We start from the raw sequence: 26,692 nt of genomic DNA, 5'->3' as shown, positions 1-26,692 counted from the left end.
CACGGTGGATGTGGTAAAGGTAGGTGATTTCCCGCAGGCGGCTACTCGTTGCGGATCTCCTCGAGCGTCTCGAGGTTGTCGTCGCGCAGGTCAGCGCTCGCGGGGACGTAGCCGATCTCGGTGACGATGTCGGTCTCGGACTGCTCGATGTAGAACTTCAGGAACTCGTACACCTGGTCTTTCTCCTGAATCGAGCCGGCCGCCGGGTAGACGAACAGCGGGCGGGCCATCGGGTAGTCGCCGGACTTGGCGTTTTCGAGCGTCGGCTCGACGGCGTTCGAAGCGTCGCCCTCGGCGACGCTGACGGCCTTCACGCGGTCGCTGTTCTCCTGGTAGTAGGCGAACCCGAGGTAGCCCATCGCGTTCGGCGACCCCTCGACGCCGGCGACGATGTTGTTGTCGTCCTCGGTGGCCTCGTAGTCGCTGCGGTGTGAGCCGGCCTCGCCGACGACGTTCTCGGTGAACCAGTCGAACGTACCCGACGTCGAGGCGGGGCCGTACAGTTCGAGCGGCTTGTCGGGCCAGTCGTCTCGAACGTCGCTCCACTGCTGTGCCCCGTCGGGGCGCCAGATCTGTGCGAGTTCCTCGAAGGTTATGCTGTCGACCCAGGTGGCGTCCTTGTTGACGACGACGGTCAGTGCGTCGCTCGCGACCTGGAACTGCCGGGGATCGACGCCGTTCTCGTTGCAGTTTTCCTCCTCGGCGTCCGTGATCGGACGCGAGGCGCCGTTGATGTCGGAGTTCCCCGGACAGAAGTGGTTCTCGAACCCGCCGCCGGTCCCGGTCGGGTCGACCGAGATGTCGACTTCGCTGTTTGCCTTCTCGAACTCCTCGGCCATCGCGACCGACACGGGGTAGACCGTACTGCTCCCGGTGATGGTAATACCGCCCGAGACGCTCTGTCCGCCCTCGGTCGTCTCCGCTGAGCCGTCGTCGCCGGAGCCGCCGGTCTCGCCGATACAGCCGGCGAGCGCCGCCGCACCGGTCGCACCGGTACCCGCCAGAAACGCCCGCCGTGAAAGGAACCCTGACTCTGTCATCACTTACTCGGAGGAGCCGATCCGTGTAAATACCCTACTATGATTTCTATATAGTTCTTTGTTGAGTCACGGTGACATGGGTGTTTTCGAGAGTGAGATGCCGCGACCTACCTGCGAGTAGGGAGGTGTTACTCGGCACTGAAGCCCGTTTTGGCGGGCTTTATCCGGCTATCTGTCGGTTTGGTCGCTCGACCTATCGGGCAGTTATCCCGGTCGGGCGAGCAGTATATAGAGACGGGTAGATTTATGGCTCGTGCTACTAATTCTCCCGATATGGAGACCCGAAAGGTGCAGGTGACCGGCGGTTCGACGTTCACGGTCTCGATTCCGAAAGACTGGGCGACCGCGAACGGGATCGAGGCGGGCGAGCGACTGGCGTTCTACCCGCAGGACGACTCGCTGGTCGTCACCTCGCGCGACTCCGACGAGAAGTCCGAGGGAACCCTCGACATCACCGACCTCCGAGGCGAGAGCCTCACCCGGACCGTGATGACGATGTACGTCAGCGGCTTCGACGTCATCGTGCTGGAGTCGGGGCGCATCGACGCCGACCAGCGTCAGGCGATCCGGAACGCGACCCAGAGCCTCGTCGGACTCGAGGTCATCGAGGAGACCGGCGACCGCGTCGTCATCCAGGACCTGCTCGACTCCTCGGAGCTTTCGGTCCACAACGCGGTCACGCGCATGCGACTCATCGCGCTCAGCATGCTCGAAGACGCGGTGACCGCGATCCGGGAGAACGACGACTCGCTCGCCGAGGACGTCATCGAGCGCGACGACGACGTCGACCGGCTGTGGTTTATGGTCTCGCGCATCTTCCGGGCGACCCTTCGGACGCCGAAGGCCGCCGAGGAGCTCGGGGTCTCCCGAGAGACCTGCTTCGACTACCACTCCAGCGCCCGACAGCTCGAACGCATCGCCGACCACGCCGCGAAGATGGCCCAGCACGCCCGTCAGCTCGGCGAAATCCCCGAGGAAGTGGCGGCCGGACTCGACGACCTCCACGACGACGCCGCCGAGATCGTCAACACCGCGATGGACGCGCTGTTGCTCGACGAAGAACGGGACGCGACCGAGCTCGCGAACGACGCCCGCGAGCACGTCCGCGAGATGGACCAACACACCCGGGCGGTCGACGACCGGATCCGGGACCTCGACGCCCAGCAGGCCCAACTGCTCGGGCTCATCGTCGACTCGCTGTCCAGAAGCGGCGACTACGGCGGCAACGTCGCGGAGACCGCGTTACAGCGGGCGGCACCGCGACCGGAATAGGCGGCGGCCTCTCAGAGCTCGCCGAGTTTTCGGAGGAGTTGGCCCTCGTACTCGCGGTCGCTCTCGATGCCCTTGATCTCGAGCACGTTACGTTCGAGCTTGTCGCGGGCCACGCTGAACGCCTGTTCGGCGCCGTAGCCCTCGCCCGACCCCGCGACCTGCCCGCGGTTCGTCCGCAGCCGGATCGCACACTGGAGCAGGGGCGTACCCCGGAGCTTCTCTTTGTGCTCGTGGAACCGGACGTGGGCGTGGCGTACCTGCATCTGCTGGTACTTGTCGGCGATCTCGGCGATCGACTCCCGGATGTCCTCGCGACCGATGGTGTCGAGGAGGTTGATGTTCGTGATCTGGACGTCCATCACCTCCTCTTCGGTGTAGGTCAGCGCGCGCAGTACGTCGGTCTTGGTGAGCACCCCGCCGACCACGCGGTCGTCGTCCTCGGGGGTGACCACGAGGCCCGCGAAGTCGTTGTCGAGCATCTGCTCGACCGCGTCCCGGACCGACTCGCCGAGCGTGGTCGTCTCGACCGGACTCGACATCACGTCGTACACCGGGAGGTCGAGCATCCGGTCGAGGTCCCCGGCGCGGTCGCCCTCGCCGGTGATGCGCTGTTCGTTGCGGGTCGCGAAGTCGACCACGTCGTGGGTCGTAACGACGCCCGCAAGGAAGCCGTCCTCGTCGACGACCGGGAGCCGCGAGACACCGTGCTCGCGGAGTTGATTGATCGCCTGCCCGAGCGTGGCGTCCTCGTCGATCGTGATGACGTTCTCGGTGTAGATGTCCTCGACGGTCAGCGTGTCGAGGTTTTCGAGGACCGCTTCGAGGATGAGGTCCTCGTCGACCACGCCCCAGAGGTTGCCCGACTCGAACACGGGCGCGACCTTGGTGCCGCCCTCGATGAGCGACCGGGCGACGTCCCGGACGTTGTCGGTGCGTTCGACTTTGGGTGCGGACTTTGTCAGGGTCGCGACCTTCGTGTGGTCCTCGATGTGCGATCGGAGGAGCTGTTTCTGGGTGACGACGCCCTCGTAGCTGCCGGCCTTCGTGACGATGATTCCTTTGGGGTTCTGATCCTCGAAGATCGATCGGGCTTTCCCGACGTTCGATTCGGCCTCTAATTCGACGTACTCGGTGGTCGCGATGTCGGAGATATCCATCTCGTGTCGAACCTCACGCGCGACGGTCTTGAAAGTTGTCTCATGCCGGCAGCGGGATTTTTGGCGGTACGGGCCCAACTACTCGGCGTGATTCCCGACATAGGCGCCGCGTTCGGCCCGTACACCTACCTCGCGACCGAGATCGTGTGGGGAACTGTCGCGATATGGCTCCTCTATCGTGCGCGGGCGCTCGCGTCCGCCGCCCGTACGATCGTCGTGCTTTACCCTATCGCGTACGTGTGGGACTGGTACACGCTTCATATCGGCGTCTTCGCGATCCCGCTTCGGACCGGCGTCGAACTGCTCGGGATCCCGATCGAGGAGCACATCTTCATGATCGTCGTCCCGGCGCTCGTGCTCGCCATCCACGAGAACCTATGACACCCCTTCCGGCGTCGACAATCACCCGACAGCTTTCGTAACCACCAGTTACCGCAAGACGGCTCCGGGGTGGAACGCGAATGCAACGGTCTGTAAGCAGAGGTTGCAAACCGGTAAATGGTGAATAACAAAGGCTAATCCCGGCGATGTGTTGAATCCATGCTGGGTTACGACCACGGGGTGGCAGAGTAATGAGCACCATTGGTGACTCGTCCGGAACCGGAGGTACCGAACCGGAGGAGGCTCCCGACCCGCAGGAGGCGGCTATCGCCGGCGGCGGGGTCCCCGACGAGCAGTCGTCGGACGACGACGAACAGACCGTCCCCGAGCTCTCCCGAGACCTCGTCTTCGACGTTCTCAAGAACCGCCGTCGCCGGTACGCCCTTCACTACCTTCGACGCGCCGACGACTCGGTCGAGCTTTCGGAGCTCGCCGAGCAGGTCGCGGCCTGGGAGAACGACACGACGATCGGAGCGATCTCGGCCGCCGAGCGCAAGCGGGTGTACACCGCACTCTACCAGTCCCACCTCCCGAAACTGGACGAGGCAGGCATCGTCGAGTACAACCAGAACCGCGGCATCGTCGAGCTCTCGGGCGCGGCCGAACAGCTCGACGTCTACCTCGATCTCGACGCCCAGCCCGATATCCCGTGGTGTAACTGGTATCTCGGCCTCGCGGTCGGCGGCATCGGCCTCCTGACGGGCGCGTGGCTCGGTCTGCCCCCCTTCTCGCTGGTCGGCGACGTACTGGTGGCGACGATCGTCGTCGCCGCCTACGCCAGCGTCGCGATCGCACACACGTACGTCACCCGTCACGCCGCCGGCGCGGGCGAAACACCACCGGAGATACAGGAGTCCTGACCATGGCCGACGGGGTGCCCTCGGGGTCGTCTCGGCAATCGGACCCGGTCGTCGAGCGCTTTGGCTCCGCTGGCACACAGACGCTCGTCCGGGCGCCGACCAACGGGTCCCCGTTCGCGGCGCTCCCCGAGCGCGCCTACGACAACCTCCTCGTCGTCGCGGCCCGCGACCACCCCAGAAAGATCGCCCAGCGACTCGAACGCGACGGTCACGATCCCGCCGACGTCGGCGTCGTGCCGGTCACCCCGACCGCGGCCGAGTACGACGGCGATCTCTGGACCACCGATCACGTTCGGCCCGGGGACCTCACCGGCGTCGGGATGCGGTTCTCCGACGCGGTCGGCCACCTCGAACCCGGTCGCGGCTGGGTGTTCGTCGACGCGCTGGGCGTCTTCCTGATGTACGCCGACGAGTCGCGCGTATCGCGGTTCTTCCAGACGCTCACCAACCGAGTGCGGGCCCGCGATCTCCGCGGCGTCTACTGCGTGAGCCCGGGGGCGGTCGCCACCGAGACCTACGAGCGACTCCGAAGCGTCTGCGATCGGGAGCGCGACGTGGGCCGCGGCGCGGGCGACGGCGCCTGAACGATCCTCCGAACTGCCGGGCCCTCGCGGCGCTACGAGAGGGCGGCCGTGATGTCGGTCGAGGAGACCATCCCGACGTAGTCGTCGTCGACGACCGGGAGGTGTTTGATACCGTACGTGGTCATCATCGCGGCGACTTCCTCCAGATAGAGGTCCGGAGTGGCGATTTCGACGTCGGTCGTCATCACGTCGGACACCCGCAACTCGGCGACGTCGCGCCCGTCGGCGACGGCGTCGAGGACGTCCGTGCTGCTGATGATCGACCGCGGCGTGGTCGGAACAACGAGCGCGCTTATCTCTTCGTCGCGCATTCGGCGTGTGGCCTCCATCACGGTCGCCTCCTTCGAGACGGTCTCCAGGGGCGTCGACATTACGTCTTCGACGGTCTGTCGCTCCTCAGAACTCATACCGTATGTCGACGGGCGGCGCGCGTATAAATTCGACCGCCCCGACAGTCCGACTGTCGGCGTCCGACGGGTCGGACGCTCGGTGAGATCGGTCGGGGTCGATCAGTAGTGTGCCGTTGGGTGACATCAGACAAAACATTCATTTATGCAGTCCGAGTACCGTAACGTAATGACATCTCGGGGCGATATCGGCGGGCTCGCTGACCCCGACCGCGGCGCGTTCGTCTCGAAGCTCCGGGAGCTCAAGCGAAGCGGTTCGTCGCTTCTCGTCGTCGGTAACGTGCCCGATTCGGTGGCGAGAGACGCCTGCAACTGTATGCTCGGCGACGAGGCGGTCGCGGATCGGCGCCGCCTGTTCGTCTCGACGACCCCCGACGGTCCGATTCTCGGCGATCGCCTCTCGACGCCGCCCGATCCCGACCGGACCAGTCTGGTCTCGTGGACGGCTCCGTCCCGAAGCGCCGCGTCGAGTGTGCCGTCCGAACCGTCCGGAGACGCCATCGAGCCGGTCCGGGTCGAACGCGGTCAGCTCTCGGAGCTCGGGATCGCGATCGCCCGCGAGATCGAGGCCTTCGAGGCGGCCACCGGCGGGCTCTCGCCCGCGGAACTGCGCATCTGCTTCGACTCGCTCGTCCCGCTGTCCTCGGCGCGCGACGACGCCGCCCGCTTTCGGTTCCTCCACGTACTGATCGGTCGAATCCGGAGCGCGCAGGCGATGGCTCACTTCCACTTTCCGGTCGCGTACGACTCCGAACGCGTTCGGGGGCTCGCGCCGCTGTTCGACGCGGTCGTCGAACTCCGGGTCGCGGACGGCCGACTCCAACAGCGGTGGCATCTCCGCGAGGAGGGTCTCTCCTCGGGGTGGCTCACGCCCTCCGTCGGGGACTGATACCCCGAACGCCGCCGGTTCGAGCCCCGTAGCGACGAGACGCTTCGACCGGATCGATCGGCCGGCAGTCGGCCGACGGCGAACGAGACCGCTGGGACTGTCTGGTCCCGAAGGTATAAATCGCCCCGATCCAGTGTGTGTTTTAATGAGAAGGGCCTTCGATTCTATGGGTGGGCTAGCCGTGATATTGGCTCTCGGGGGCGGCCTGTGTCTGGCTCATCTCGTCCACGCGACCCACTCGGCCGAGTCCTCCCGGACGATCCTCTTCGGGGTCGTCTTCCCGGCGCTCATCAGTCTGGGGGTGTTCGCGGGCGGCGTCTGGCTGTGGCGGCGGTCGGTCGGCGCCGCCACCGCCAACCGGATCGCGGCCTGGTGTATCGTGTGTGTCGGCGCACTGAGTTCGAGTGCGGTGCTCACGATCCGGTCCCAGCAGGCCCACGGCGTCCGGATGGTCGATCAGGAGTTCGTGGTTCTCGGCGCGGCGTCGGTCGGCGCGCTCATCGGGTTCGTCATCGGGCTCTACGACGCCCAGCGACACCGCCAGCGGGCCGAGATCGCCACGCGCGAGCGGGCGCTCCACGATCTCCACACGGCGACCCGCGATCTGGTTCGGCTCCGGGACCGCGAGGAGATCGCGACCCGCGCGGTCGAGACCGCCCGCGACATTCTGGACTTGCGGGTGAGCGGTGCCTGGCTCTACGACGACGACGAGGATGCGCTGAAACCGGTCGCAGTCACCGACGAGGGGACCGATCTGATCTCCGACGTGCCCACCTACACCGCCGGCACGAGCCTGTCGTGGCGGGCGTTCGAAACGGGCGAGGTCATGGTGTTCGACGACGTGAGCGACCAGCCCGAGCGCCACCGGAGCGACACGCCGATCCGGAGCGAGATCATCCTTCCGCTCGGAGACCACGGCGTGATCAACATCGGCTCGACCGACGTCGGCACCTTCGACGAGGCCGACGTGTCGCTGGCGAAGATTCTGGCCGCGAACACCCGGACCGCGTTAGAGCGTGCGGACCGCGAGCAACAGTTGGCCGCCGCCCGCGATCAGGCCACTCGACTGAACCGCCAGCTCACCGTTCTCAACCGGGTGTTTCGCCACGATCTGCGGAACGCCGCGAACGTGATTCAGGGCCACGCCGAACTGCTGGCCGAGAGCGCGATCGAAGACGACGCCGACAGCGCCGCGACGATCCGGGATCAGGCGGCCGATCTCGCGGAGATGAGCAGACAGATCCGCGACATCGAGTGTGTCCTCCAGAGCGAACTGAACGAGACTACGGTCGTCGACCTCGCCGACATCATCGAGGCCGAGCTCGAACGGGTCGAACGCGACTATTCGGGGGTTCGAACTGACGGGCCGGCGTGTGAGTCGTGTCGGGTCGCCGCCCATTCGCTGGTCGAATCCGCGCTCAGAAACGTGATCGACAACGCCGCCAAGCACAACGACGCCGAGTCGCCCGAGATCGACGTCGAAATCGCCGACGCCGGGGACGACGCCGTCGAGGTCCGCATCGCGGACAACGGGCCGGGGATCCCGGACGCGGAGGTCGCCGTGCTCGAACGCGGCTACGAGACGCCCCTCGATCACACCAGCGGGCTCGGACTCTGGCTCGTGAGCTGGATCGTCGCGAAGTCGAACGGCGAGGTGTCGTTTCGCGAGCGAGACCCGCGAGGGAGCGTCGTTTGTCTGACATTCGAGACCGCGAGCCCCGAGACGCCCGACGACCCCGGGACGGACGCCGAACCGACGGTGGACTCCCCGACGTGAGGGCCGACGACGCGTCGGACCGACCGGAGAGCCGTCGACGCCGTTTCGGAAGTAGATCTGCGGTGGCTCTGTCCGGCGGCGTCGGTCGCGAGCGCCGTGAACGAGACAAAAGACATATATTAGAATAGAATCACGTTTCCGGTGGCGGCAGAGCGTCCCACCACCCGAAACCGTCCCCCGGTACCCACCGACGCGCTTCCTGCCGCCCTGCAGTCGTTCCGTCCCCTTTCTTTGCCCTCGCTTTCGGTTCTGATTCCCCCGAGGCGCCGCGTTCGTCGACCGGCCGCTGACACGCGAACGCGGGTCGGATTCGATCTACGCCGATGCGAGCACGCGTGATACGTAGATCTGTCTCCAGACGAGCCACGCTCCGAGGCTGATCGCGACCACGCCGAGCAGGGTCGTTCCGATCCCGGCCCAGTTCGCCTTCGCGAGCGCACACTCCAGCGTTTCGGTCGCACACGCCCCGAACAGATCCCGTCTGACGGCGCCGGCGTATCCCGCCCCCGCTCCGGCGGCGACCGAAACGGTGCCGATCAGGGCTTTCAGAGCTATTTCCGATACCGTCGGCGGATCGGCGACGATCGCCTCGCGAACATCGATCCGCGGGCCGGCCAGTTGCGAGCAGAGCGCGGCGCCGAGCAGGAAGACTGCGGCGGGTGCGAGGACGAACCCGATCGACATCAGTCCCGCGACCGAAAGTCCCGCAAGCAGGAGGGCGCCCGCCCAGGCGAACGCGGTCCGGTTCGTCCACGCGCCGAACGCGCCGACGAGCGCGAAAACCACGCCGAGCGCTACGATCCCGGTGAAGAACACGTCCGCGAGCGGATTGGGGAACGCGAGAATCGCGACTGCGACGCCCGCAGACAGGACTGCGAGTCCACTCAGCACCCGACCGACCGCCAAACCGGTGGCACCTCGGAGTCGAGAAGCCATGCGAGTCCTTGGCGGTTGTGTCACTTAGCTATACAGGTCGGTCGTCGCGTCTTCGCAGCGGAGTTCACGTCGTCCCGCGAGGAGTCCGCCTACTCGCCGAACGAACCGGCGTCGTCGGTACTGCTGACGATCCACGAAAACTCGCCCGACTCGTAGATCTTCCCCGCTAACGTGTTCCCGGCCGCGCTGTCGGTCGGGGAGGGGCGGAACGCCGTCACGCCCGTCTGGTTTTCGGGTTCCCGTCCGTCGACGGTGAACCGGACCGCGTACCAGACCGGCTCCGTGAAGACGCTCTCGTAGGTCGAACTCTCGCCCGGTTCGATCGACGTGCCAGCGGTCAGATTTCGCTGGGCGGGCGGGACGACGGGGTCGCCGTCTACCATTCCGGCGCCGTCGCCGGGTTCGTCGCCGACGCCGGTGACTCCCATCGTGATCGTGTGCGGGACGTCGTCATCGTTGACGAACCGGAGGCTCCCAGCCGGGGGGTCGTCCGAGCGAATCGACGAACACCCCGCGGTGGCGACGACGGCGGCCGAACTGAGCGCCGCGAGCACCGAACGGCGTGTGGTGGAGGACACGCTCTCGGATACGGACACCGACTCAATAAATCGAGTGATCGCAGTGGGTCGGTGTTCGGAGCCGAATGCACGAGACTCCGTACGAGCGGGGAATCCCGGTAAAACGAAGGGGAGTGGGTTTGGGCAGATTTGAACTGCCGGCCTCCTCCATGTCAAGGAGGTGTCATAACCAACTAGACCACAAACCCATGCGGCCTATCTCGAACGCATCCACTCGTTGTCCGCGGGTATAAATGAACCTTTCGAATTACGACGCGGGCGGGCGATTTCAGAGCCGCCGATCCTAAAGGTCGAAGATTAGGTCGTCTCCCGCCGCAATTCGGCGCGTCGTCGCGGAGCCGCCGACCCCGACATCCTTAAGTAGATGTACGATTATGTTCATCGTAAGACGAAGACGTACATTGGTGATTTAAAATGCAAACATACATCGAACGCGTCACCGACGGCGAGGATCTCACGCTCGCGGAGGCCCGCGAGGCGGCCGCCGCCGTCTTCGAGGACGCGACCGAGGCCCAGATCGGCGCACTGCTCGCCGCCCTCCGCGCGAAGGGCGAGACCGAAACCGAGATCGCGGGGTTCGCACGGGGGATGCGCGACGCCGCCCGGACCATCGACCCCGACCGGTCGCCGCTGGTCGACACCTGCGGCACCGGCGGCGACGACTACTCGACCATCAACGTCTCGACCACGAGCGCGATCGTCGCCAGCGGCGCCGGCGTTCCGGTCGCCAAGCACGGCAACTACTCGGTGTCCTCGTCGTCCGGGAGCGCCGACGTGCTAGAGGAAGTCGGCGTCCAGATCGACGCCGAACCGCCGGCGGTCGAGGCCGCCATCGAGGCCGACGGCATCGGCTTCATGCTCGCGCCCGTCTTCCACCCCGCGATGAAGGCGGTCATCGGCCCGCGGCGCGAACTCGGGATGCGGACCGTGTTCAACGTGCTCGGCCCGCTCACCAACCCGGCGGGCGCCGACAGCCAGATCGTCGGCGTCTACGATCCGGACCTCGTGCCCGTGCTCGCCCGATCGCTCGCGCAGATGGACGTCGAGCGCGCGCTGGTCGTCCACGGCTCGGGCATGGACGAGATCGCGGTCCACGACGAGACCGCGGTCGCGGAGGTCCGGGGCGACGAGATCGAGGAGTACACCCTCGCTCCCGAGGACTTCGGGCTCGACCGCCACGACGTGGCCGAGGTCGCGGGCGGGAGTCCCGCGGAGAACGCCGCGGACCTCCGGGGCATCGCCGCGGGCGAGGTGACCGGCGCGAAACGCGACATCATCCTCGCCAACGCGGGCGCGGCGATCTACGTCGCTGGTGAGGCCGACTCGCTCGAAGACGGCGTCGAGCGCGCCGCGAAGGCGATCGACGACGGCGACGCGACCGAGAAGCTCGAACAGCTCTGTGAGCCAGTGACGGCATGACCCGCGCGAAGATCTGCGGGATCACCGGACGCGAGGACCTCCGGACCGCCGTCGAGGCCGGCGCCGACGCGATCGGACTCCTCGTCGACGTTCCCGTCGACTCCCCGCGGGAGATCGCCCCCAGGGTCGCGGCCGACCTCGCGGCCGCGGCCCCGCCGTTCGTGACCACCGTGCTGGTGACGATGTCCGACAGCCCCGGGTCGGTGGCCGAACTGGCCCGAACGGTCGGCGTCGACGCCGTCCAGGTCCACGGCGACCTCGAAGTCGGCGATCTGGCGTACCTGACCTCTAGCGTCGACGCGAAGGTGCTCAAGACCGTCGACGCCGCCGATCCCGAGCGGGCGCGGCGCTACGACGAGGTGGCCGACGCGCTGCTCGTCGACTCGGTCGACGCCGACGGCGCGGGCGGGACCGGCCGGACGCACGACTGGGACCGGACCGCCGACGTCGCGGCCGACCTCGACTCGCCGGTCGTGCTCGCGGGCGGGCTGACCCCCGAGAACGTCGGGGCGGCCGTCCGGGCGGTCGATCCCTTCGCGGTCGACGTCGCCAGCGGCGTCGAGCGCGAGGACCCCGACGAGACCGCGGGCGGCCGGAAAGACCCCGAAGCCGTCGCGTCGTTCGTGACGAACGCCGAGCGCGCCGAGCCGGCCCCCAAGCCATGAATCCGGACCGAGAGCGGTTCGTCGAGCTCGCGAGCGGCGACGATCCCGCGGTCGTGCGCGTCGGGACCGAACTCGGGGTCGAGACCGCACCCCTGTCGGCGTACGCCGCGCTGACCGGGCGCTCGACCGAGACCGACCGCTCTGAGTACGCCTTCCTGCTGGAGAGCGCGGAGAAGACCGCCTCCAGCGATCCCGACGGGGCGTTTTCCCCCGACTCGTCGGGCGAGCGCCACGCCCGCTACTCGTACGTGGGGTACGACCCCGACGCCGTCGTGACCGTCGACCCCGACGACGTGCGCGTCGAGTCGCTCGGTGGCCGGGCCGCCGCGCACGTCTCGCCCGCGCGGTCGGGCGAGACGCTGGAGGCGCTCCGGACCGCGCTCCCGGACGCGGATCGCCGCGGGTTCGAGAACGGGGACGGCCAGCGGTTCGACGGCGGGCTCGTCGGCTTTCTGGCCTACGACGCGGTCTACGACCTCTGGCTCGACGAGGTCGGCGTCGAGCGCCCCGACTCGCGGTTCCCGGACGCCCAGTTCGTGCTCAACACCAAGACGCTGGCGTTCGATCACCTCGCCGAGACGGTCTCGCTGGTGTTCACGCCGGTCGTCGGCCCCGACGACGACCCCGGCGCGGTGTACGACGACCTCAGGGCCGAGGCCGATCGCGTGGCCGACCGCCTGGGGGCGGCCGACGCCCCCGAGACCGGCGGGTTCGTCCGCGAGGGCGAGACCGCGGGCCCGCGCGAGGAGTACGAGGACACGGTCCGGACCGCGAAAGAACACGTCCTCGACGGCGACATCTATCAGGGCGTGATCTCCCGCAAGCGCGAACTCGACGGCGAGATCGACGCGCTCGGCTTCTACGAGGCGCTCCGGGAGGTGAACCCCTCGCCGTACATGTACCTGCTCGGCCACGGCGACCTGACGGTGGTGGGCGCGAGCCCCGAGACGCTGGTGTCGGTCCGCGGCGACGAGGTGATGGCCAACCCCATCGCGGGCACCTGTCCGCGCGGGTCGAGCCCGGTCGAGGACCGCCGGCTCGCGGGCGAGATGCTCGCCGACGGCAAGGAGCGGGCCGAACACACCATGCTCGTCGACCTCGCGCGCAACGACGTCCGACGGGTGAGCGAGCCCGGTAGCGTCAGCGTCGACGAGTTCATGAACGTGCTCAAGTACAGTCACGTCCAGCACATCGAGAGCACCGTGACCGGCCGGCTGGCGGCCGACGCCGACGCCTTCGACGCGACCCGGGCGTCGTTCCCCGCGGGCACGCTGTCGGGCGCGCCCAAGATCCGCGCGATGGAGATTATCGACGACCTCGAACGCTCGCCGCGGGGGCTGTACGGCGGCGGCGTCGGCTACTACTCGTGGACCGGCGACGCCGACTTCGCCATCGTCATCCGGACTGCGACGGTCGAACACGACGCGGTCGGGGACGACCTCGACCGGGTCACCGTGCAGGCGGGCGCGGGTATCGTCGCCGACAGCGACCCCGCCGCCGAGTACGAGGAGACCGAACAGAAGATGGACGGCGTCCTGACCGCGCTCAGGCGGATCGAGACCGCCACGCCGCCGGAGGTGAGCCGATGACCGACGTGCTGTTCGTCGACAACTTCGACTCGTTCACGTACAACCTCGTGGAGTACACGAGCGAGCACGCCGACACGGAGGTCGTCCGGAACACGGCGTCGCTGGCCGACGTCCGCGAGGCGGACCCGGACGCGATCGTGGTCTCGCCCGGACCGGGCCACCCGGCCAACGACCGCGACGTCGGGGTGACCAACGACGTGTTCCGGGAGGTGAGCCCGGACGTGCCGACGCTCGGGGTCTGTCTCGGGCTCGAAGCCGCCGTCTACGCCTACGGCGGGGCCGTCGGACGGGCGCCCGAGCCGATCCACGGCAAGGCGTTCCCGGTCGACCACGACGGTCGCGGGGTCTACCGGGGACTCGATCAGGGGTTCCGGGCGGGCCGGTACCACTCGCTGATCGCCACCGAGGTTCCCGAGTGTTTCGAGGTGACCGCGACGACGTATCACGGGTCCGCCGGGACCGACGCGTCGGTCGACTCGTCGGACGCGAGCGAGTCCGACGCTGGCGAGGAGCTGGTGATGGGCGTGCGCCACCGCGAGCATCCCATCGAGTGCGTTCAGTTTCACCCCGAGAGCGTCCTGACCGCGGTCGGCCACGACGTGATCCGGAACTTCCTCGACGGCGTGGCGTAGCGGTGCCCCGACAGCCCCGCCGGTCGGACCCCTCTCTACAGCAGGACGCCCGCCGTGTAGACCGCGCCCGTGACGACGATGGCGACGAGCAGGAGCTTCCACGCGACGCTGAGGACGATTCGACCGACGAGCACGACCGCGGCGAGGACCACGAGTCCGACGAGGAGTTTGCCGACCGGGGTCGCGACCAGTTCGGCGACCGGAGCTATCATGACCGAAAGACGAGACCCGGACACCGTAAACGTGTCGGCCGGCCGAGTATCCCGACAGGTCGAAAAACCCAGCGACTGCGGGCGTACGACGCCGAGCGACGCCGATCCGGTCCGGATTCTGACCACTTTCGCTCCGGTCTACATACTCTTATTATGCCCCGCCCCCAAGGTGAGGTAGACGCGAAGACGCCGCGAGTTCCGGCCCGCGTGTCGGCGCACGGACCACTCGCGATCGGCTACAATTTCCGCCAGAGGCATCGCAGTACAAGTACAGTTGGAGTAACGAAAGCAGGAAAGCAAAGCGTTATTTGGGAGGACTTAGAATGGAATCTCCGTCACGAATGAATCGCAAGACACGTTTCGCAGAGACCGGAATCGCCGGACAGACACCCGAGGTGGCCCACGCATGAGCGGCGCGGGCGAACTCTCGGCCGACGAACTCACGCTACCCATCAAACGGACCGATGGCGAGACGATCGAACAGCGACTGACCGACAACGCCTACCACAACATCCTTCCGGCCCGGTACCTCCGGAAGAACGCGGACGGCGACCTCATCGAGGAACAAGAGGATCTGTTTCCCCGAGTCGCGAAGAACATCGCGCTGGCGGAGGCCGTCTACGAGGCCGACAAGCGCGAGGAGACGGTCACCGTCACGCCCGACCAGCTCAAGCCCGACCACCCCCGTCGGGACGAGCTCGCCGCCGAGGTGTTCGGGAAAGGTACGACCGTCGAGGACGACGCCGAGACCGAGCTGTCGGTGTACAACGTCAACAAGTTCGCGTACGACACCGTCGTCCCCGAGCTCCCCGAGGAGATCCGGACCCACGTCGTGGACGTCCGCGAGGAGTTCGAGGACCTGATGGCGAACCTCTCGTTCATGCCGAACTCGCCGACGCTGATGAACGCGGGCGACGAGCTCCAACAGCTGTCGGCCTGCTTCGTCGACTCGCCCGACGACGACATCGACGACATCCACCAGACCGCAAAGGAGGCCGCGCAGGTCTTCCAGTCGGGTGGCGGCATGGGCTACGCGTTCTGGCGGCTCCGACCATACGGCGACGCGGTCGGGAGCACGGGCGGTATCGCCTCGGGCCCCATCACGTTCATGCGCACGTACGACCAGATGTGCGAGACCATCGCGCAGGGCGGCGCCCGTCGGGGCGCCCAGATGGGCGTCATGCGGGTCTCTCACCCCGACGTCATCCAGTTCATCCACGCCAAGAACAAGGACGTGAGCCTCGCCCGGACCCTCCGGCTCAACGACCCCGACGACTACACCCACAACTCCTTCGTCGACGCTCTGGAGGAGGCCCGCGAGCTCATCGACGAGGACGGCCGGGTCCCCAAGCACCTCCGGAACGCCGCCGAGGGCCACCTCTCGAACTTCAACATCTCGGTCGGCGTGACCGACGACTTCATGGAGGCGGTGAAAAACGACGAGGAGTTCACGTTCACCAACCCTCGGACCGGCGAACCCCACGTCGCGACCGAACACACCAAGGAGCTCTACGAGATGTTCGACCTCGGCGAGCACGTCGAGGTCGGCGAGGAGCTGTCGGTCCCCGCCGAGCTCATCTGGAACCGGATGATCGACGGCGCCCACGAGAACGGCGAGCCCGGCGTCATCTACCTCGAACGGGTCAACAAAGAACACTCGTTCGACGTCGAGGAACACCCCGACCACCGCATCCTCGCGACCAACCCCTGCGGCGAACAGCCCCTAGAGGAGTACGAGGCGTGTAACCTCGGTCACATCAACCTCTCGACGCTGGCCGATCAGGAGGCGCCCGACTGGCGGGTCTGGTACGACGAGCACGGCGACGAGTACGACGGCTTCGAGCAGGCGGTCGACGCCTTCCTCGCCGAGTCGATGGCGTGGGAGGACTTCGACCACCGGATCGAGTACGGCACCCGGTTCCTTGAGAACGTCGTCACGATGTCGGACTTCCCGGTCGAGAAGATCGAACAGAAGGTCCGGGACATGCGCAAGATCGGACTCGGCGTGATGGGGCTGGCCCAGCTGTACATCCAGCTCGGCGTCGAGTACGGCTCCGAGGCGGGCAACGAGATCGCCCGCCAGCTGATGCGGTACATCAACAACGAGAGCAAGTGGACTTCCCACGAGCTCGCCCAAGAGCGGGGCCCGTTCAACGACTGGGCCGACAGCAAGTACGCGAACCCGACCGAGTACCGCGAGTGGTTCGAGAAGCAGACCGGCCTCGACGCCGACGAGTGGGCCGAGGGCTTCCCGATGCGCAACCACAACACCACGACCATCGCGCCGACCGGCACCACCTCGATGGTCGGCAACACCACGGGCGGCTGTGAGCCCATCTACAACGTCGCCTACTACAAGAACGTCTCCGACGACGTGCAGGGCGACGAGATGCTCGTGGAGTTCGACGACTACTTCCTCCGGACGCTGGAGGACAACGACATCGACGTCGAAGCGGTCAAGCGCGAGGCCCAAGACCAGATGGCGGCAAACGAGTTCGACGGCGTCGAGGGGCTCGACACCGTTCCGGACGCCATCGGCGAGCTGTTCGTCGTCACCAGCGACCTCGCGGGCAAGGACCACGCCGCGGTCCAGTGTGCCTGCCAGGAGGGCGTCGACTCGGCCATCTCGAAGACCTGTAACTTCCCCAACGACGCTACGAAAGAGGACATGCGGGAAGTGTACGAGTACATCTACGAGAACGGTGGCAAGGGCGTGACCGTCTATCGCGACGGCACGCGCTCGAAGCAGGTGCTGACCACCCGCGCCGAGAACAAGGAGTTCGCCGACGAGAGCGAGGCCGCCGAGGCGCTCGTCGAGCAGATCCGGGAGGTCTTCGGCGGTATCGAGGGCTTCGTCGAGAGCGACGAGGTCCAGGCACATCTCGACCAGCAGGTCGAGTCCATCCTCGGCGCCGCCGACGGCGAAGCGGCCGAGCCCTACGCCGAGAAGCGCCCGCGCCCCGACGTGCTCCACGGCATCACCCAGCGCATCGACACCGGCTACGGCAAGCTCTACGTCAACATCAACGAGGACGACGACGGCCGGCCGTTCGAGCTGTTCGCCAACATCGGCAACTCCGGCGGCTTCACCGCGTCGTTCACCGAGTCGCTCGCCAAGACCATCTCGACCGCGCTCCGGTCGGGCGTCGACCCCCAGGAGATCGCCGACGAACTGCAGGGCATCCGGAGCCCGAAGGTCGCCTGGGACAAGGGCGAGCAGATCAACTCCATCCCCGACGCCATCGGCACCGCGCTGCGCCGGTACCTCGACGGCGAGGTCGAGAAGGCCTACCCCCAGCAGAAGAACCTGAGCGAGGTCGAAGACGAGGTCCAGGAAAGCGAGACCGCCCCCGAGACCGACGGCGGCGCCCGGACGACCGCCCCGACCGCCGACGCGAACGGGGCGGCCACCGAAAAGGAGGCCGACCAGCAGGCCATCATCGACTCGGGCGAGAGCCCCGAGTGTCCCGACTGCGGTTCGCTGTCGCTGTACTACTCCGAGGGGTGCAAGACCTGCGAGTCCTGTGGCTGGAGCGAGTGCTGAGACCGCGGTAGCGAGGCCTTACTCCGTTTCTAGCGCCCGTTTCTCGGCCGACTGACCAGAGACGTTACGGTCGTCGGTCGTGTACGACCACGCCGATGGACGCACACGACTCGGGCCGGGAGGCGCTTTCGTGTCGAAGATGACCGCGTCCCGGCGGGGCCTGCTCGTTCTCGCCGCGGGGACCGTGGTAGTCGTCGCGACGTTCGGCGTGAGCTGGGCGCTCGCGCCCGACACCGACCGCCTCTCGGACGCGGGAGACCCGGATAACACGACGCTGCTCGTCGGCGTCCAGGGCCCCGGCCCGAACGGCAACGTGACCGCCCTCGACGGCCGCGGGACCGTCGAGTGGAGCCTCGGCGGGATCATCAGCTACCAGAACGTGCAGTCGCTCGACGACGGCACGGTGCTCGCGACGTTCGCGGCCGGCGGGTACGACGACTGCGGGCCCTACGACCCGCCGTGCAAGCGCACCGGGGTCAGGATCATCGATCCCGTCCCCGAGCCCGCGGTGGTCTCCGAGCGGAGCTACCCGGTCAAGACCCGCAGGAACAGCGAGGTCCACGACGCTGAGATGCTCCCGTCGGGGAACGTCCTCGTCGCCGACATGGAGTGGGAGAGCATCTTCGTCTACGATCCCGAGTCGGGCGACCGCGAGTGGACGTGGAACGCGAGCGACCACTACGAGGCGCCTCCGGACCCACGAAGCGAGGACTGGCTCCACCTCAACGACGTCGACTACGTCGGCGACGATCGGTTTCTGGTCTCGATCCGCAACGAGAACCAGCTTCTGGTCGTCGAGCGCGGCGAGGGCGTCGTCGAGGTGATCAACGAGGACGGTGACGAGGACCTGCTGAACCGACAGCACAACCCCCACTGGATCGGCGAGGGCGCGATCGTGGTCGCCGACTCGGAGAACCACCGCGTCGTCGAACTCCACCGCGAGGAGTCGACCGGCGAGTGGGAGGTGGCGTGGTCGGTCTCCGGGGTCGGGGGGATCCCGTTCGACTGGCCCCGGGACGCCGACCGGCTCCCGAACGGCAACACCCTGGTGACCGACACCCGGAACAACCGGGTGGTCGAGCTGACGGCCGACGGGAGTCTGGTCGCGAGCTACGACGTGCCGTCGTTGCCCTACGAGGCCGACAAGCTCCCCCACGGCGAACAGCCCGCCGACACCGAGGGCCTCGAACCGTACGACGCCGACGCGACCAGCGACCGCGGGTTCTTCGACCGCAAGGTCCCGATCCTGTGGCTCGTGCTCGCGGGCGCCCGGGACGTGGTGGCGCTCCCCCACTGGGTCTCGGCGGTCCACGTCCTCGCCGCGGCGGTCGGGGCCGTCTGCTGGACGTGGGGCGGTTATCTGATCGCGCGCGCCCGCCTCGGTGGAAAAGGGTGAATACCCCGCGCGACCGAGGTGATACCATGAGCGACGAGGGCGAGGCCAGCGCGGCGGGCGACGGCGCGTCGGCCGACCGGACGGCCGCCGACCGACGGGCGGCGAGCGAGTCGACCGCCGAGGCGGGCGGGCGCCCGTGTCCGATCTGCGAGGAACCGATGTACCACCGCCACTGCAAGTACGTCTGTCCGAACCACGGCGTGATCATGGACTGCGCCGACACGTTCTACTGAGCGAGTGCGGAGCGATCGCTCAGCACCTCAGAAAGATTTATATATTGATTTTGGTATGTGCCAAAATAGATGCTCTCAGCCGACCCACCAGCGCTCGCAATCCTGGGCCTCGTATCAGTCATCGGAATCGCGTTCTGCCTCTTCGGATACGCCCTCGCCGAGGAACTCCTCGCGTGGCTCGGATGGATCGCGGGTGGACTCGTCGGAGCGTTCGCGTGGTGGTTCCAGTCGTCCCGGACGACGGCGACGATGGCCTTGGAGTCCCAGGCCGTCGAACTCCTGCTCGTGGTCGTCGTCGGTGCCGTGGCCGGACGAGTCTTGCTTCCGTTCTTCACCCGGTTCACGGTCGTGATCGCGGGATTCGTCTCGACGGGCGGGTCGGCGTTCGTCTTCCTGACGGGCGGGCAGTTCGCCGGCACGCTCGCGAACAGTCTGCGCGCGCGGCCGACCGCGGCCGCCGCCGAGCTGGCGACCCGTCCCGAGTTACAGACCCAGCAGATGCAAAACTACGTCGTGGCCGCGATCGTGGCGGGGCTACTCGGTGCTATCCTCGCGCTCAAGTTCTACGAACTCATCGTCACCGGCGCCGCGACCGCGCTCGGCGCCGGACTGATCGCCGCGGTCGTCCCCCTCTGGCGCCAGACCCTGTCTGGCGACATCACGCTCGAGGCGGGGCTGGGCGGGATCTCGCCGGTGTGGTTCGGCGTCGCGCTCGTCGTCGGTCTCGGGTTTCAACTGTACTACTACGGCGAAGAGTTGAACGTGCCGTACTTCGAGGACGACGAACCCAAACCGCTTGAGTAGCCCGACCCGCCCGGCGGGTGGCACTCCCGTCCGCACCCGAACCTCGGCCGGCCGCGACTACGCTACTTCACGGTCACCCACGTCAGGAACCCGAGCGCGATCACCTGCATCCCGCGAAGCACCAACACCGCCCGCTGGACGGTCGGGTCGCCCGAGTAGAGCATCTTCATGCTGAAAAAGAAGTAGAGGGCGACCACGTTCTCGGCGAGCATTACCGCGCCGAACGCGACGAGCCCGGCGATCAGCGAGGTGCCGAACGTGCGGTAGTTGCGGATCCAGACGCCGGTCAGCAGACCGAGCAGGAGGATGTTCACGACCGCGAGCGCGCTAGCTGCTTGTATCATTGTCATTCGATTTGGTCCAGTATGTCCTCGAATGCCTCCCGGTGTCGCTCGAACTCGTCGGTGAGGAAGTAGAGCTTCCCGTAGTCGTTGTCGCCGGGTTCGACCACCCCGTGGTCGGCCAGCATGTCGAGGTGGTGGCGGACGGTCTTGTATCGGACGTCGAGAGCGTCCGCGAGCTGGTTGGCGTTGCGCGGGCGCTCCGAGAGCGCCTGGATGATCCGCACGCGGTTCTCTCCGCCGCGGGTGGCCGTGAGCAGATACCAGAGCGCCTTGTCCATCTGCCAGTCACTCGCGTATGGCCCTCGCGCGCGGATATATTTATGGCTCGACACGCCGGGACACCCATCCGGTCGGCCCGCTGGGGAACGCCTCGCTCTCCTCGCGGGGCTGGAGGGTCCCGGTGGCGTCGGTGGCACGGACGACCACCTCGTGGGGTCCGTCGGGGTCGTAGGTGTGTTCCCACTGGCGCCAGACGTCGGGGCCGGACCACGACTCGCCCTCGCCGGCGTCCGTCTCGGCGAGCGGGTCCGAGAGTCGCGCCGTCGTCCACGTCTCGCCGCCGTCGGTCGAGACTTCGACCTGCTCGATACCGCGTGTGCCCGCGTAGGCGTGCCCGCCGACCTGAACGCGACCGTCATCGAGGTGATTGACCGCGTGGAGCTTCGCGACGGTCTCGACCGGGCCGGTGCCGTGCCACCCGCGCTTCTCCCAGTAGCCGTCTTGGGGTTCCTCGAGCACTTCGAGTTCGGTGAGCCACTTGACGTTGATCTCGCCCCAGTGGCCCGGCACCAGCAGTCGAACGGGATAGCCGTGGCCCCGCGGGAGCGCCTCGCCGTTCATCTCGTAGGCCAGCAGGGCGTCTTCGAGCGCCGCCAGCGGGAACTCCTCGAAGAAGTCGTCGGCCGCACGCGCCATCACGCAACACTCCCCGGGCAGGTCGCCGAGCAGGTCGGTCACCGCCACGCCGGTCCAGACCGCGGTGTCCATCTTCTGGCCGTTGAGCGACTCGCCGACACACCGGAGAGTGACAAAGCGGTCCTCGGCGTCCATTCCGGTGAGCGTCTCGTAGTCGAAGTCCCGCGGCTCGTCGACCGCGCCCGTGACCCGGAGCGACCAGCTCTCGGCGTTCAGGTCGGGATCGACGCTGTTGATGTCGACCTGATAGAAGTCGCGACTGACCAGCGGCTCGATGCCGGAGACGTCGAGGGATTTCCCGTCGGCCTCGGTCAGCAGTTCGCGCACGTCGGCGCTGACGTCGGCGGCGGGCGACCCCCCCGTCGAGTCGCCGCCCCGCCGAGACCCGAGGACGACCCCGACGCCGCCGATCGCGGCCGAGGCCGCCGCGGCCCGGAGGACTCGCCGTCGGACCGCCGAGCGATCGGGGGCGGTCCTCACGCCGAACTCGGCGGCCGCGACGACGGCGGCGGCGCCCGCGCCGGCCGCGAGTCCGGGACCCAGCGCGCCCGACAGCCCGAACGCGACCGCGACGGCCGCCAGCCCCGCGAACGGCCACCCGGGCAGACCGAACCGGTCGGCGAGCGCGCCGGCGGCGCCGACCGCCGCCCCGAACAGCCCGACGGTGAGGGCCAGCGCCAGCGCGAACCCGAGCTGATGACCCAGATCGCCGAGCGTCTGGATCGACCACGTCACGACCGCGTCGGGGGTGTTGGCGACGACGACGGCGCTGACCGGCGCGGCCGCGAACGCGGGCGTGAGCCCCGCCGCGGCGTACGAGCCGCCGACCGCCGCGACCCCGCCGGCCAGCGCGACCGCGAAGGCCCGGAGCCGACCGCGGGTCGTTTCGGAGTCGGTCACCGTCCCCGCCTCCGCCGTCGGCCGCGACCGCGAGCGATCGGTCCCCCGCGGTCGGTCCCGCGAGTGTGTGCGTTCACGAACATGAGACGAGAGACGGGCGCCGCCCAAATAGGCGTTTTTCGGACTCCGACCGGCTCGGTACCGACTCCGTTCCAAATTCGGCCCGACTCTACGGCGCGGCGACCGCGCGGTAGGCCGGCCCCGCCAGCAGCGCGACCCCGACGGCCCCGGCCGCCGCGACGAGTTCCCAGCCGACGGCGCTCGCTCCCGACGCGACGAGCCGTTCGAGCGACCCCCCTGCCAGCACCGCGGCGGCGGTCCACGGGATCTCGCCGACCGCGGTCCCGGCGACGAACGCCGACGGGGAGACGCCCGACAGCCCGGCGGTCGCCGAGACCGGATCGGACGGCGCGGGCAGGAGCCGGGAGATCACCATCCCGCGGAGGTCGCCGGTGGCCGCGAAGAACCGGTCGGCCGAGTCGCCGAGTCGCGCGATCAGCCCCGAGTCCGCGCCGACGTAGCGCGCCGCCAGAAACGGGAGGCAGGCGCTTGCGGTCGTGCCCGCGAGCGCGATCGGAAAGCCCGCGACGGGCCCGAAGCCGTAGCCCGCCAGCACCGCGACCAGCGAGGTCGGCCACGCGAAAAGCGGCCGGACGAGGTACGCCCCCGCCAACAGCGCGCCGAACGCCGCCGGCCGGTCGGCGACCGCCCGGGCGGTCTCGAACAGCCGGTCCGGACCGGCGAGGAGGCTGGCGGCCGCGACGCCCGCGAGCACCGCCAGCCCGACGGCTTGCCGACGGACGAACTCGGTCATCTCGGCGGGGATTTGTGGCCCCGCGATATCTTCTTTGTGGGTCGGACGCGTCGCCGGCCCGGCGGACCGGCCGCGGGACCGCCCGGCTACAGCTCCAGTCCGCGGATCGCGACCACGTCGCCCTCCCGGACCTCGCCGATCACGCGGCCGTCGGTCTCGGCGGCCAGCGACTCGGCGTCGGCCTCGGGGAGCGCGACGACGAAGCCGGTCCCCATGTTGAACGTCCGGTGCATCTCCTCGTCGTCGACGCCGCCCGCGTCCGCGACGAACTCGAAGACCGGCTGGGCGTCGAACGGGTCGTCGATCTCGTAGCGGCGCTCGCCCATCCGCGAGAGGTTCGTCCAGCCGCCGCCGGTGACGTGGGCCGCGGCGTGGACCTCGCGCTCGCGGAGGTGTTCGAGCAGATAGGCGTAGATCCGGGTGGGCTCCAGCAACACCTCGCCGACGGTCCGGTCGGGGTCGAGCGGGAACGGGTCGTCGTAGTCGTGCTCGCGCGTGGCGGCCTCCCGAGCGAGGGTGAGCCCGTTCGAGTGGATGCCGCTGGAGGGAAAGCCGACGATCGCGTCGCCGACCGCGGCCTCGCCGGGGAAGACGGCGTCTTTGGGCGCGAGCCCCGCGCACGCTCCCGCGAGGTCGAGGCCCTCGATCACCTCGGGCATCACCGCGGTCTCGCCGCCGACGAGCGCGACTCCCGCCGTCTCGGCCCCCGCCGAGAGTCCCTCGCCGACCTGCTCGGAGAAGCCCTCGTCGGGCTCGTCGACCGCGAGGTAGTCGACGAACGCGACCGGTTCGACCCCCGACGCCACGAGGTCGTTGACGTTCATCGCGATGCAGTCGATCCCCACGGTGGAGTAGTCGCCGAGCGCCTCGGCCACCAGGAGTTTGGTGCCGACGCCGTCGGTCGCCAGGGCGAGATACCGGTCGCCGATGTCGAGCAGTCCGGCGTACTCGCTCTCGTCGATGTCGCCGACCGCGCCGACCAGCGCGGCGGTCGCGGCCTCGCTGGCCTCGATGTCCACCCCGGCGTCCGCGTAGGTGAGTTGCTCGTCGTCGCTCATGGTCGAGGGGCCGGGGCGCGCGAGTAAAGTTCCACCGCTTGCGGACCGCCCCGTCGAGTCCTCCCAGTCTGGGCCCACAGTACTCTTGGCGCTCGCCGTCGCGGTACCGCCATGGAACCGACGCTGACCCAGGACGACGAGGGCAAGCGCGTGGTCGGACCGGACGGCGAACTGCTCGGGGTCGTACGGAAGGTCGATCAGGGAGTCGCGCACGTCGATCCCGACGCGGGCGACTACGACCGCGTGAAGCGGTACCTCGACTGGGGCGACGAGGACGCCGCCGACTACACGTTTCAGGAGGCCGCGATCGAAGAGAGCACCGCCGAGGAGATCGTGTTGCAGGCCGGGTAACCCGGCTCAGAACAGGAACAGCGCCGCGAGCGCGAGCCCGAAGCAGGGGACGCCGGCCGCGAGGAACCCAGACAGGCTCCACTCTTTGACCGTGTTGCCGTCGAGGGGGCCGAACGGGATCATGTTGAACCCCGCCAGCAGGAAGTTGACCGCGACCCCGAGCCGGCCGAGTTCGACGGCGAACGCCCCGACGAGAGGCCCGGCGAACAGCACCGGGACGAACAGCAGGCCGAGCGCCACGTTGGTCAGCGGCCCGGCGAGCGCGATGAGGCCGTTCTCCCGGTGGGTCGCCCGACCGCGGTGGTAGACCGCGCCGGGCGCGGCGAACAGAAAGCCCGCGAGCCCGCCGGCGACCGCGAGAAACAGCATGCCGTAGTCGGCCCGGAACTCCGCGACCTGCCCGAATCGGATCGCGGTGACCTTGTGGGCGAGTTCGTGGAGCAGAAAGCCAACTCCCGCCGTAACGAGGCTCAACACGAGCGCGCCCGCCATCGCCGAGGGCGCTCGGACGATGCCGGGTCCCTCGAAGAAGAACGTGAACGCCAGCCCTAACGCGGCCCACGCCACGAGCAGGTCGCGCACTTCCCGGCCGCTGAATCGGATGTTCATGTGAACGTCCGGACGATCAGGTCGGCGCTGTTTCGCGCGCCCTCGACCATCAGCTGGGTCACTTCGGCCATCCCGCCGACCTGCGTGCTCAGCATCGGCAACACCACCAGCGGGAACAGGACGGTCGCGATCATGCTCCCGACGTTGGTCATCGCCACGATGGCGATCAGCCGGAACAGCGGGACGTCGAGCATCTGGCCCAGCAGGTCGCGGATCGGCGTCTGCTCGTCGCTCATGAGCTCGTTGAGCGTCGCGATGTCCCCGACGTTGACCGAGAGGTGTCTGAGTTCGACGTAGCCGGCGAACCACCCCGGCGCGAGCAGGGGGTTGATGCTGGTCAGCCACGCCACCGCGCCGCCGACGCCCGCGCTCGACCAGTGGGCGCCGGCGACCTTCGCCAGACTGAACGAGATCACGCCGTTGAACAGGAACCACGCCGCGAACACTTCGAGGAGGAACCCCTGTCGGACGCCGGCCATGAAAAGCAGGACGAAAAACGAGACGAATCCGATCGCCACGAGGTAGCCAAACGCCTTGAACAGCGAGAACCGCCGACCGGAGGCGGTCCCGACGAGGTCGTCCATCGGCGGGAGCGTCTCGGGGTTCAGGAGGTAGTTCTCGATGCCTTGCTGGTGGCCCGCCCCGACCACCGCGACCACCTCGTGGCCCGCCTCCCGGAGCGCCACGAGACGGTGGGCGATGAAGGCGTCGCGTTCGTCGATGAGCGCCTCGGCGCCGCCCGGCGAGAACTGGCGGAACTCCTCCATCATCGCGGTCACCACGTCGCCGTCGGTGAGCTCCTCGACGTCGAACTCCTCGGCCTCCTCGCCCCCGCCGAACCCGATCATCGCGAGACACAGCTCCCACACCATCCGGAGCTTCTCGGTGAACGACAGCCGGGCCCAGAACCGCTGGATGGTGGTCTGGATGTCACGGTCGACCAGCGCCACTTCGCTTCCGACGCGCTCGGCGGCCTCGATCGCCGCCTCCATGTCCGCGCCGGGCTCGATGTCGAACTGGTCGCCCATCCGAGTCTGGACGTACGACAGCATCCAGTAGGCGATGAACTGGAAGACGGTGTTGCCGCCGAGCAGGTCGGAGGGTTCGATGTCGTCGGCGACTTCCCCCTGCATCTGGCGGTAGCGGCCCTCGTCGAGTTCGACCGCGACCACGTCGGGGCGGTCGGTCTCGACGACCTCCCGGACCTCCGCGACGCTGTCGGCGGAGACGTGGGCGGTCCCGACCACGCGGACCGAGCCCTCGCCGCCGCCGTCGCCCAACTCGGCTGTGTCGGTCATCGTTCGCGTTACACGCCGTCCGTTTTTA

The 26,692-nt window shown here is 68.1% G+C and carries 28 protein-coding genes and 1 tRNA gene; 15 read left to right on the top strand and 14 right to left on the bottom strand.

All coding sequences use genetic code 11. The features are described from left to right. Positions 1 to 41: 41 nt before the first annotated feature. Positions 42 to 1,040, bottom strand: coding sequence for a PstS family phosphate ABC transporter substrate-binding protein (locus EPY72_RS09945; protein ID WP_134670067.1), 999 nt, complete (start codon positions 1,038 to 1,040; stop codon positions 42 to 44). A gap of 273 nt (positions 1,041 to 1,313) precedes the next feature. Here EPY72_RS09945 and EPY72_RS09940 point away from each other — a divergent pair, with 273 nt between their 5' ends. Continuing rightward, positions 1,314 to 2,312: a phosphate uptake regulator PhoU gene (locus tag EPY72_RS09940; RefSeq protein WP_134670065.1), complete on the top strand. Its 999-nt coding sequence runs from the start codon at positions 1,314 to 1,316 to the stop codon at positions 2,310 to 2,312. 11 nt (positions 2,313 to 2,323) lie between these two features. On the opposite strand, the gene EPY72_RS09935 is transcribed toward EPY72_RS09940, so the two are convergent. After that, positions 2,324 to 3,469, bottom strand: coding sequence for a CBS domain-containing protein (locus tag EPY72_RS09935; RefSeq protein WP_134670063.1), 1,146 nt, complete (start codon positions 3,467 to 3,469; stop codon positions 2,324 to 2,326). A gap of 87 nt (positions 3,470 to 3,556) precedes the next feature. Between EPY72_RS09935 and EPY72_RS09930 the strand changes: the two genes are divergently transcribed. The 3 genes from EPY72_RS09930 (at position 3,557) to EPY72_RS09920 (ending at position 5,294) form a co-directional block, all read left to right on the top strand. Beyond that, positions 3,557 to 3,850, top strand: coding sequence for a lycopene cyclase domain-containing protein (locus EPY72_RS09930; protein WP_134670061.1), 294 nt, complete (start codon positions 3,557 to 3,559; stop codon positions 3,848 to 3,850). Between the two features lie 191 nt (positions 3,851 to 4,041). Beyond that, entirely contained in the window at positions 4,042 to 4,710 is a 669-nt protein-coding gene (locus tag EPY72_RS09925) for a DUF7344 domain-containing protein (protein WP_135806315.1), read from the top strand. A 2-nt stretch (positions 4,711 to 4,712) separates the two neighbouring features. Continuing rightward, positions 4,713 to 5,294 carry a DUF7504 family protein gene (locus EPY72_RS09920; RefSeq protein WP_135806314.1) on the top strand — a complete coding sequence of 194 codons (582 nt, stop codon included), beginning with the start codon at positions 4,713 to 4,715 and terminating at the stop codon, positions 5,292 to 5,294. A gap of 32 nt (positions 5,295 to 5,326) precedes the next feature. Here the strand turns inward: EPY72_RS09920 and EPY72_RS09915 are convergent, their stop codons facing one another. Next, the gene (locus tag EPY72_RS09915; protein WP_167599422.1) at positions 5,327 to 5,701 is read right to left on the bottom strand and encodes a CBS domain-containing protein; all 375 of its coding nucleotides are present in this window, start codon (positions 5,699 to 5,701) and stop codon (positions 5,327 to 5,329) included. A gap of 169 nt (positions 5,702 to 5,870) precedes the next feature. On the opposite strand from EPY72_RS09915, the gene EPY72_RS09910 reads away from it, so the two are divergent. Beyond that, positions 5,871 to 6,590, top strand: a complete 720-nt coding sequence (locus EPY72_RS09910) for a DUF7504 family protein (protein WP_135806313.1) — start codon at positions 5,871 to 5,873, stop codon at positions 6,588 to 6,590. A 181-nt stretch (positions 6,591 to 6,771) separates the two neighbouring features. Continuing rightward, on the top strand, positions 6,772 to 8,367 hold the full coding sequence (locus tag EPY72_RS09905) for a sensor histidine kinase (protein ID WP_168216019.1): 1,596 nt from the start codon (positions 6,772 to 6,774) through the stop codon (positions 8,365 to 8,367). Positions 8,368 to 8,682: 315 nt separating this feature from the next. Here the strand turns inward: EPY72_RS09905 and EPY72_RS09900 are convergent, their stop codons facing one another. The 3 genes from EPY72_RS09900 to EPY72_RS09890 form a co-directional block, all read right to left on the bottom strand. Next, positions 8,683 to 9,273: a hypothetical protein gene (locus EPY72_RS09900; RefSeq protein WP_135806311.1), complete on the bottom strand. Its 591-nt coding sequence runs from the start codon at positions 9,271 to 9,273 to the stop codon at positions 8,683 to 8,685. 119 nt (positions 9,274 to 9,392) lie between these two features. After that, positions 9,393 to 9,881, bottom strand: coding sequence for a hypothetical protein (locus EPY72_RS09895; protein WP_135806310.1), 489 nt, complete (start codon positions 9,879 to 9,881; stop codon positions 9,393 to 9,395). A 114-nt stretch (positions 9,882 to 9,995) separates the two neighbouring features. After that, a tRNA-Val gene (locus EPY72_RS09890) sits at positions 9,996 to 10,069 on the bottom strand. Positions 10,070 to 10,295: 226 nt separating this feature from the next. Here EPY72_RS09890 and trpD point away from each other — a divergent pair. Genes trpD through trpG form a run of 4 tightly spaced genes read left to right on the top strand, consistent with a single transcriptional unit; the run spans position 10,296 to position 14,186 of the window. Beyond that, positions 10,296 to 11,300, top strand: a complete 1,005-nt coding sequence (trpD, locus tag EPY72_RS09885) for an anthranilate phosphoribosyltransferase (protein ID WP_134670049.1) — start codon at positions 10,296 to 10,298, stop codon at positions 11,298 to 11,300. Then, a complete protein-coding gene (locus EPY72_RS09880; protein ID WP_135806309.1) occupies positions 11,297 to 11,965 on the top strand; it encodes a phosphoribosylanthranilate isomerase in 669 nt (222 codons plus the stop codon). The genes trpD and EPY72_RS09880 overlap by 4 nt, the downstream gene beginning before the upstream one ends. Continuing rightward, positions 11,962 to 13,554 carry an anthranilate synthase component I gene (gene trpE / locus EPY72_RS09875; RefSeq protein WP_135806308.1) on the top strand — a complete coding sequence of 531 codons (1,593 nt, stop codon included), beginning with the start codon at positions 11,962 to 11,964 and terminating at the stop codon, positions 13,552 to 13,554. Before EPY72_RS09880 ends, trpE begins: the two co-directional genes overlap by 4 nt. Further along, positions 13,551 to 14,186, top strand: a complete 636-nt coding sequence (trpG, locus tag EPY72_RS09870; protein WP_135806307.1) for an anthranilate synthase component II — start codon at positions 13,551 to 13,553, stop codon at positions 14,184 to 14,186. Before trpE ends, trpG begins: the two co-directional genes overlap by 4 nt. Before the next feature lie 35 nt (positions 14,187 to 14,221). On the opposite strand, the gene EPY72_RS19400 is transcribed toward trpG, so the two are convergent. Beyond that, entirely contained in the window at positions 14,222 to 14,398 is a 177-nt protein-coding gene (locus EPY72_RS19400) for a DUF8029 family protein (protein WP_167599420.1), read from the bottom strand. A 406-nt stretch (positions 14,399 to 14,804) separates the two neighbouring features. On the opposite strand from EPY72_RS19400, the gene EPY72_RS09865 reads away from it, so the two are divergent. From EPY72_RS09865 to EPY72_RS09850, 4 genes are all read left to right on the top strand, one after another. Beyond that, on the top strand, positions 14,805 to 17,942 hold the full coding sequence (locus EPY72_RS09865) for an adenosylcobalamin-dependent ribonucleoside-diphosphate reductase (RefSeq protein WP_135806306.1): 3,138 nt from the start codon (positions 14,805 to 14,807) through the stop codon (positions 17,940 to 17,942). Between the two features lie 139 nt (positions 17,943 to 18,081). Further along, complete coding sequence (locus tag EPY72_RS09860; RefSeq protein ID WP_135806431.1) at positions 18,082 to 19,338, top strand: aryl-sulfate sulfotransferase; 1,257 nt, start codon at positions 18,082 to 18,084, stop codon at positions 19,336 to 19,338. 143 nt (positions 19,339 to 19,481) lie between these two features. Beyond that, positions 19,482 to 19,571: an HVO_2523 family zinc finger protein gene (locus EPY72_RS20130; protein WP_303646390.1), complete on the top strand. Its 90-nt coding sequence runs from the start codon at positions 19,482 to 19,484 to the stop codon at positions 19,569 to 19,571. Between the two features lie 69 nt (positions 19,572 to 19,640). Next, positions 19,641 to 20,375: a hypothetical protein gene (locus EPY72_RS09850; protein WP_134670037.1), complete on the top strand. Its 735-nt coding sequence runs from the start codon at positions 19,641 to 19,643 to the stop codon at positions 20,373 to 20,375. 62 nt (positions 20,376 to 20,437) lie between these two features. Here EPY72_RS09850 and EPY72_RS09845 read toward each other — a convergent pair whose 3' ends face one another. From EPY72_RS09845 to purM, 5 genes are all read right to left on the bottom strand, one after another. Further along, on the bottom strand, positions 20,438 to 20,725 hold the full coding sequence (locus EPY72_RS09845; protein ID WP_134670035.1) for a DUF8036 family membrane protein: 288 nt from the start codon (positions 20,723 to 20,725) through the stop codon (positions 20,438 to 20,440). After that, positions 20,722 to 20,997: an ArsR/SmtB family transcription factor gene (locus EPY72_RS09840; protein ID WP_134670033.1), complete on the bottom strand. Its 276-nt coding sequence runs from the start codon at positions 20,995 to 20,997 to the stop codon at positions 20,722 to 20,724. The genes EPY72_RS09845 and EPY72_RS09840 overlap by 4 nt, the downstream gene beginning before the upstream one ends. Before the next feature lie 40 nt (positions 20,998 to 21,037). Next, on the bottom strand, positions 21,038 to 22,534 hold the full coding sequence (locus EPY72_RS09835; protein ID WP_135806304.1) for a molybdopterin-dependent oxidoreductase: 1,497 nt from the start codon (positions 22,532 to 22,534) through the stop codon (positions 21,038 to 21,040). Between the two features lie 169 nt (positions 22,535 to 22,703). Next, on the bottom strand, positions 22,704 to 23,348 hold the full coding sequence (locus EPY72_RS09830; RefSeq protein ID WP_135806303.1) for a TVP38/TMEM64 family protein: 645 nt from the start codon (positions 23,346 to 23,348) through the stop codon (positions 22,704 to 22,706). A gap of 86 nt (positions 23,349 to 23,434) precedes the next feature. Continuing rightward, entirely contained in the window at positions 23,435 to 24,406 is a 972-nt protein-coding gene (gene purM, locus EPY72_RS09825) for a phosphoribosylformylglycinamidine cyclo-ligase (protein ID WP_135806302.1), read from the bottom strand. A 111-nt stretch (positions 24,407 to 24,517) separates the two neighbouring features. Between purM and EPY72_RS09820 the strand changes: the two genes are divergently transcribed. Continuing rightward, entirely contained in the window at positions 24,518 to 24,757 is a 240-nt protein-coding gene (locus EPY72_RS09820; RefSeq protein WP_134670025.1) for a PRC-barrel domain containing protein, read from the top strand. A 6-nt stretch (positions 24,758 to 24,763) separates the two neighbouring features. Here EPY72_RS09820 and EPY72_RS09815 read toward each other — a convergent pair whose 3' ends face one another. Together EPY72_RS09815 and EPY72_RS09810 are read right to left on the bottom strand one after the other, a co-directional pair. Continuing rightward, the gene (locus EPY72_RS09815; RefSeq protein WP_135806301.1) at positions 24,764 to 25,366 is read right to left on the bottom strand and encodes a zinc metalloprotease; all 603 of its coding nucleotides are present in this window, start codon (positions 25,364 to 25,366) and stop codon (positions 24,764 to 24,766) included. After that, entirely contained in the window at positions 25,363 to 26,664 is a 1,302-nt protein-coding gene (locus tag EPY72_RS09810) for a TraB/GumN family protein (protein ID WP_134670021.1), read from the bottom strand. The genes EPY72_RS09815 and EPY72_RS09810 overlap by 4 nt, the downstream gene beginning before the upstream one ends. Positions 26,665 to 26,692: the final 28 nt, after the last annotated feature.

It is taken from the genome of Halorussus marinus (genome assembly GCF_004765795.1).
GTDB lineage: Archaea > Halobacteriota > Halobacteria > Halobacteriales > Haladaptataceae > Halorussus > Halorussus marinus.
The sequence above is the reverse complement of the archived record's forward strand: the minus strand, read 5'-3'. Positions and strand labels throughout refer to the sequence as shown.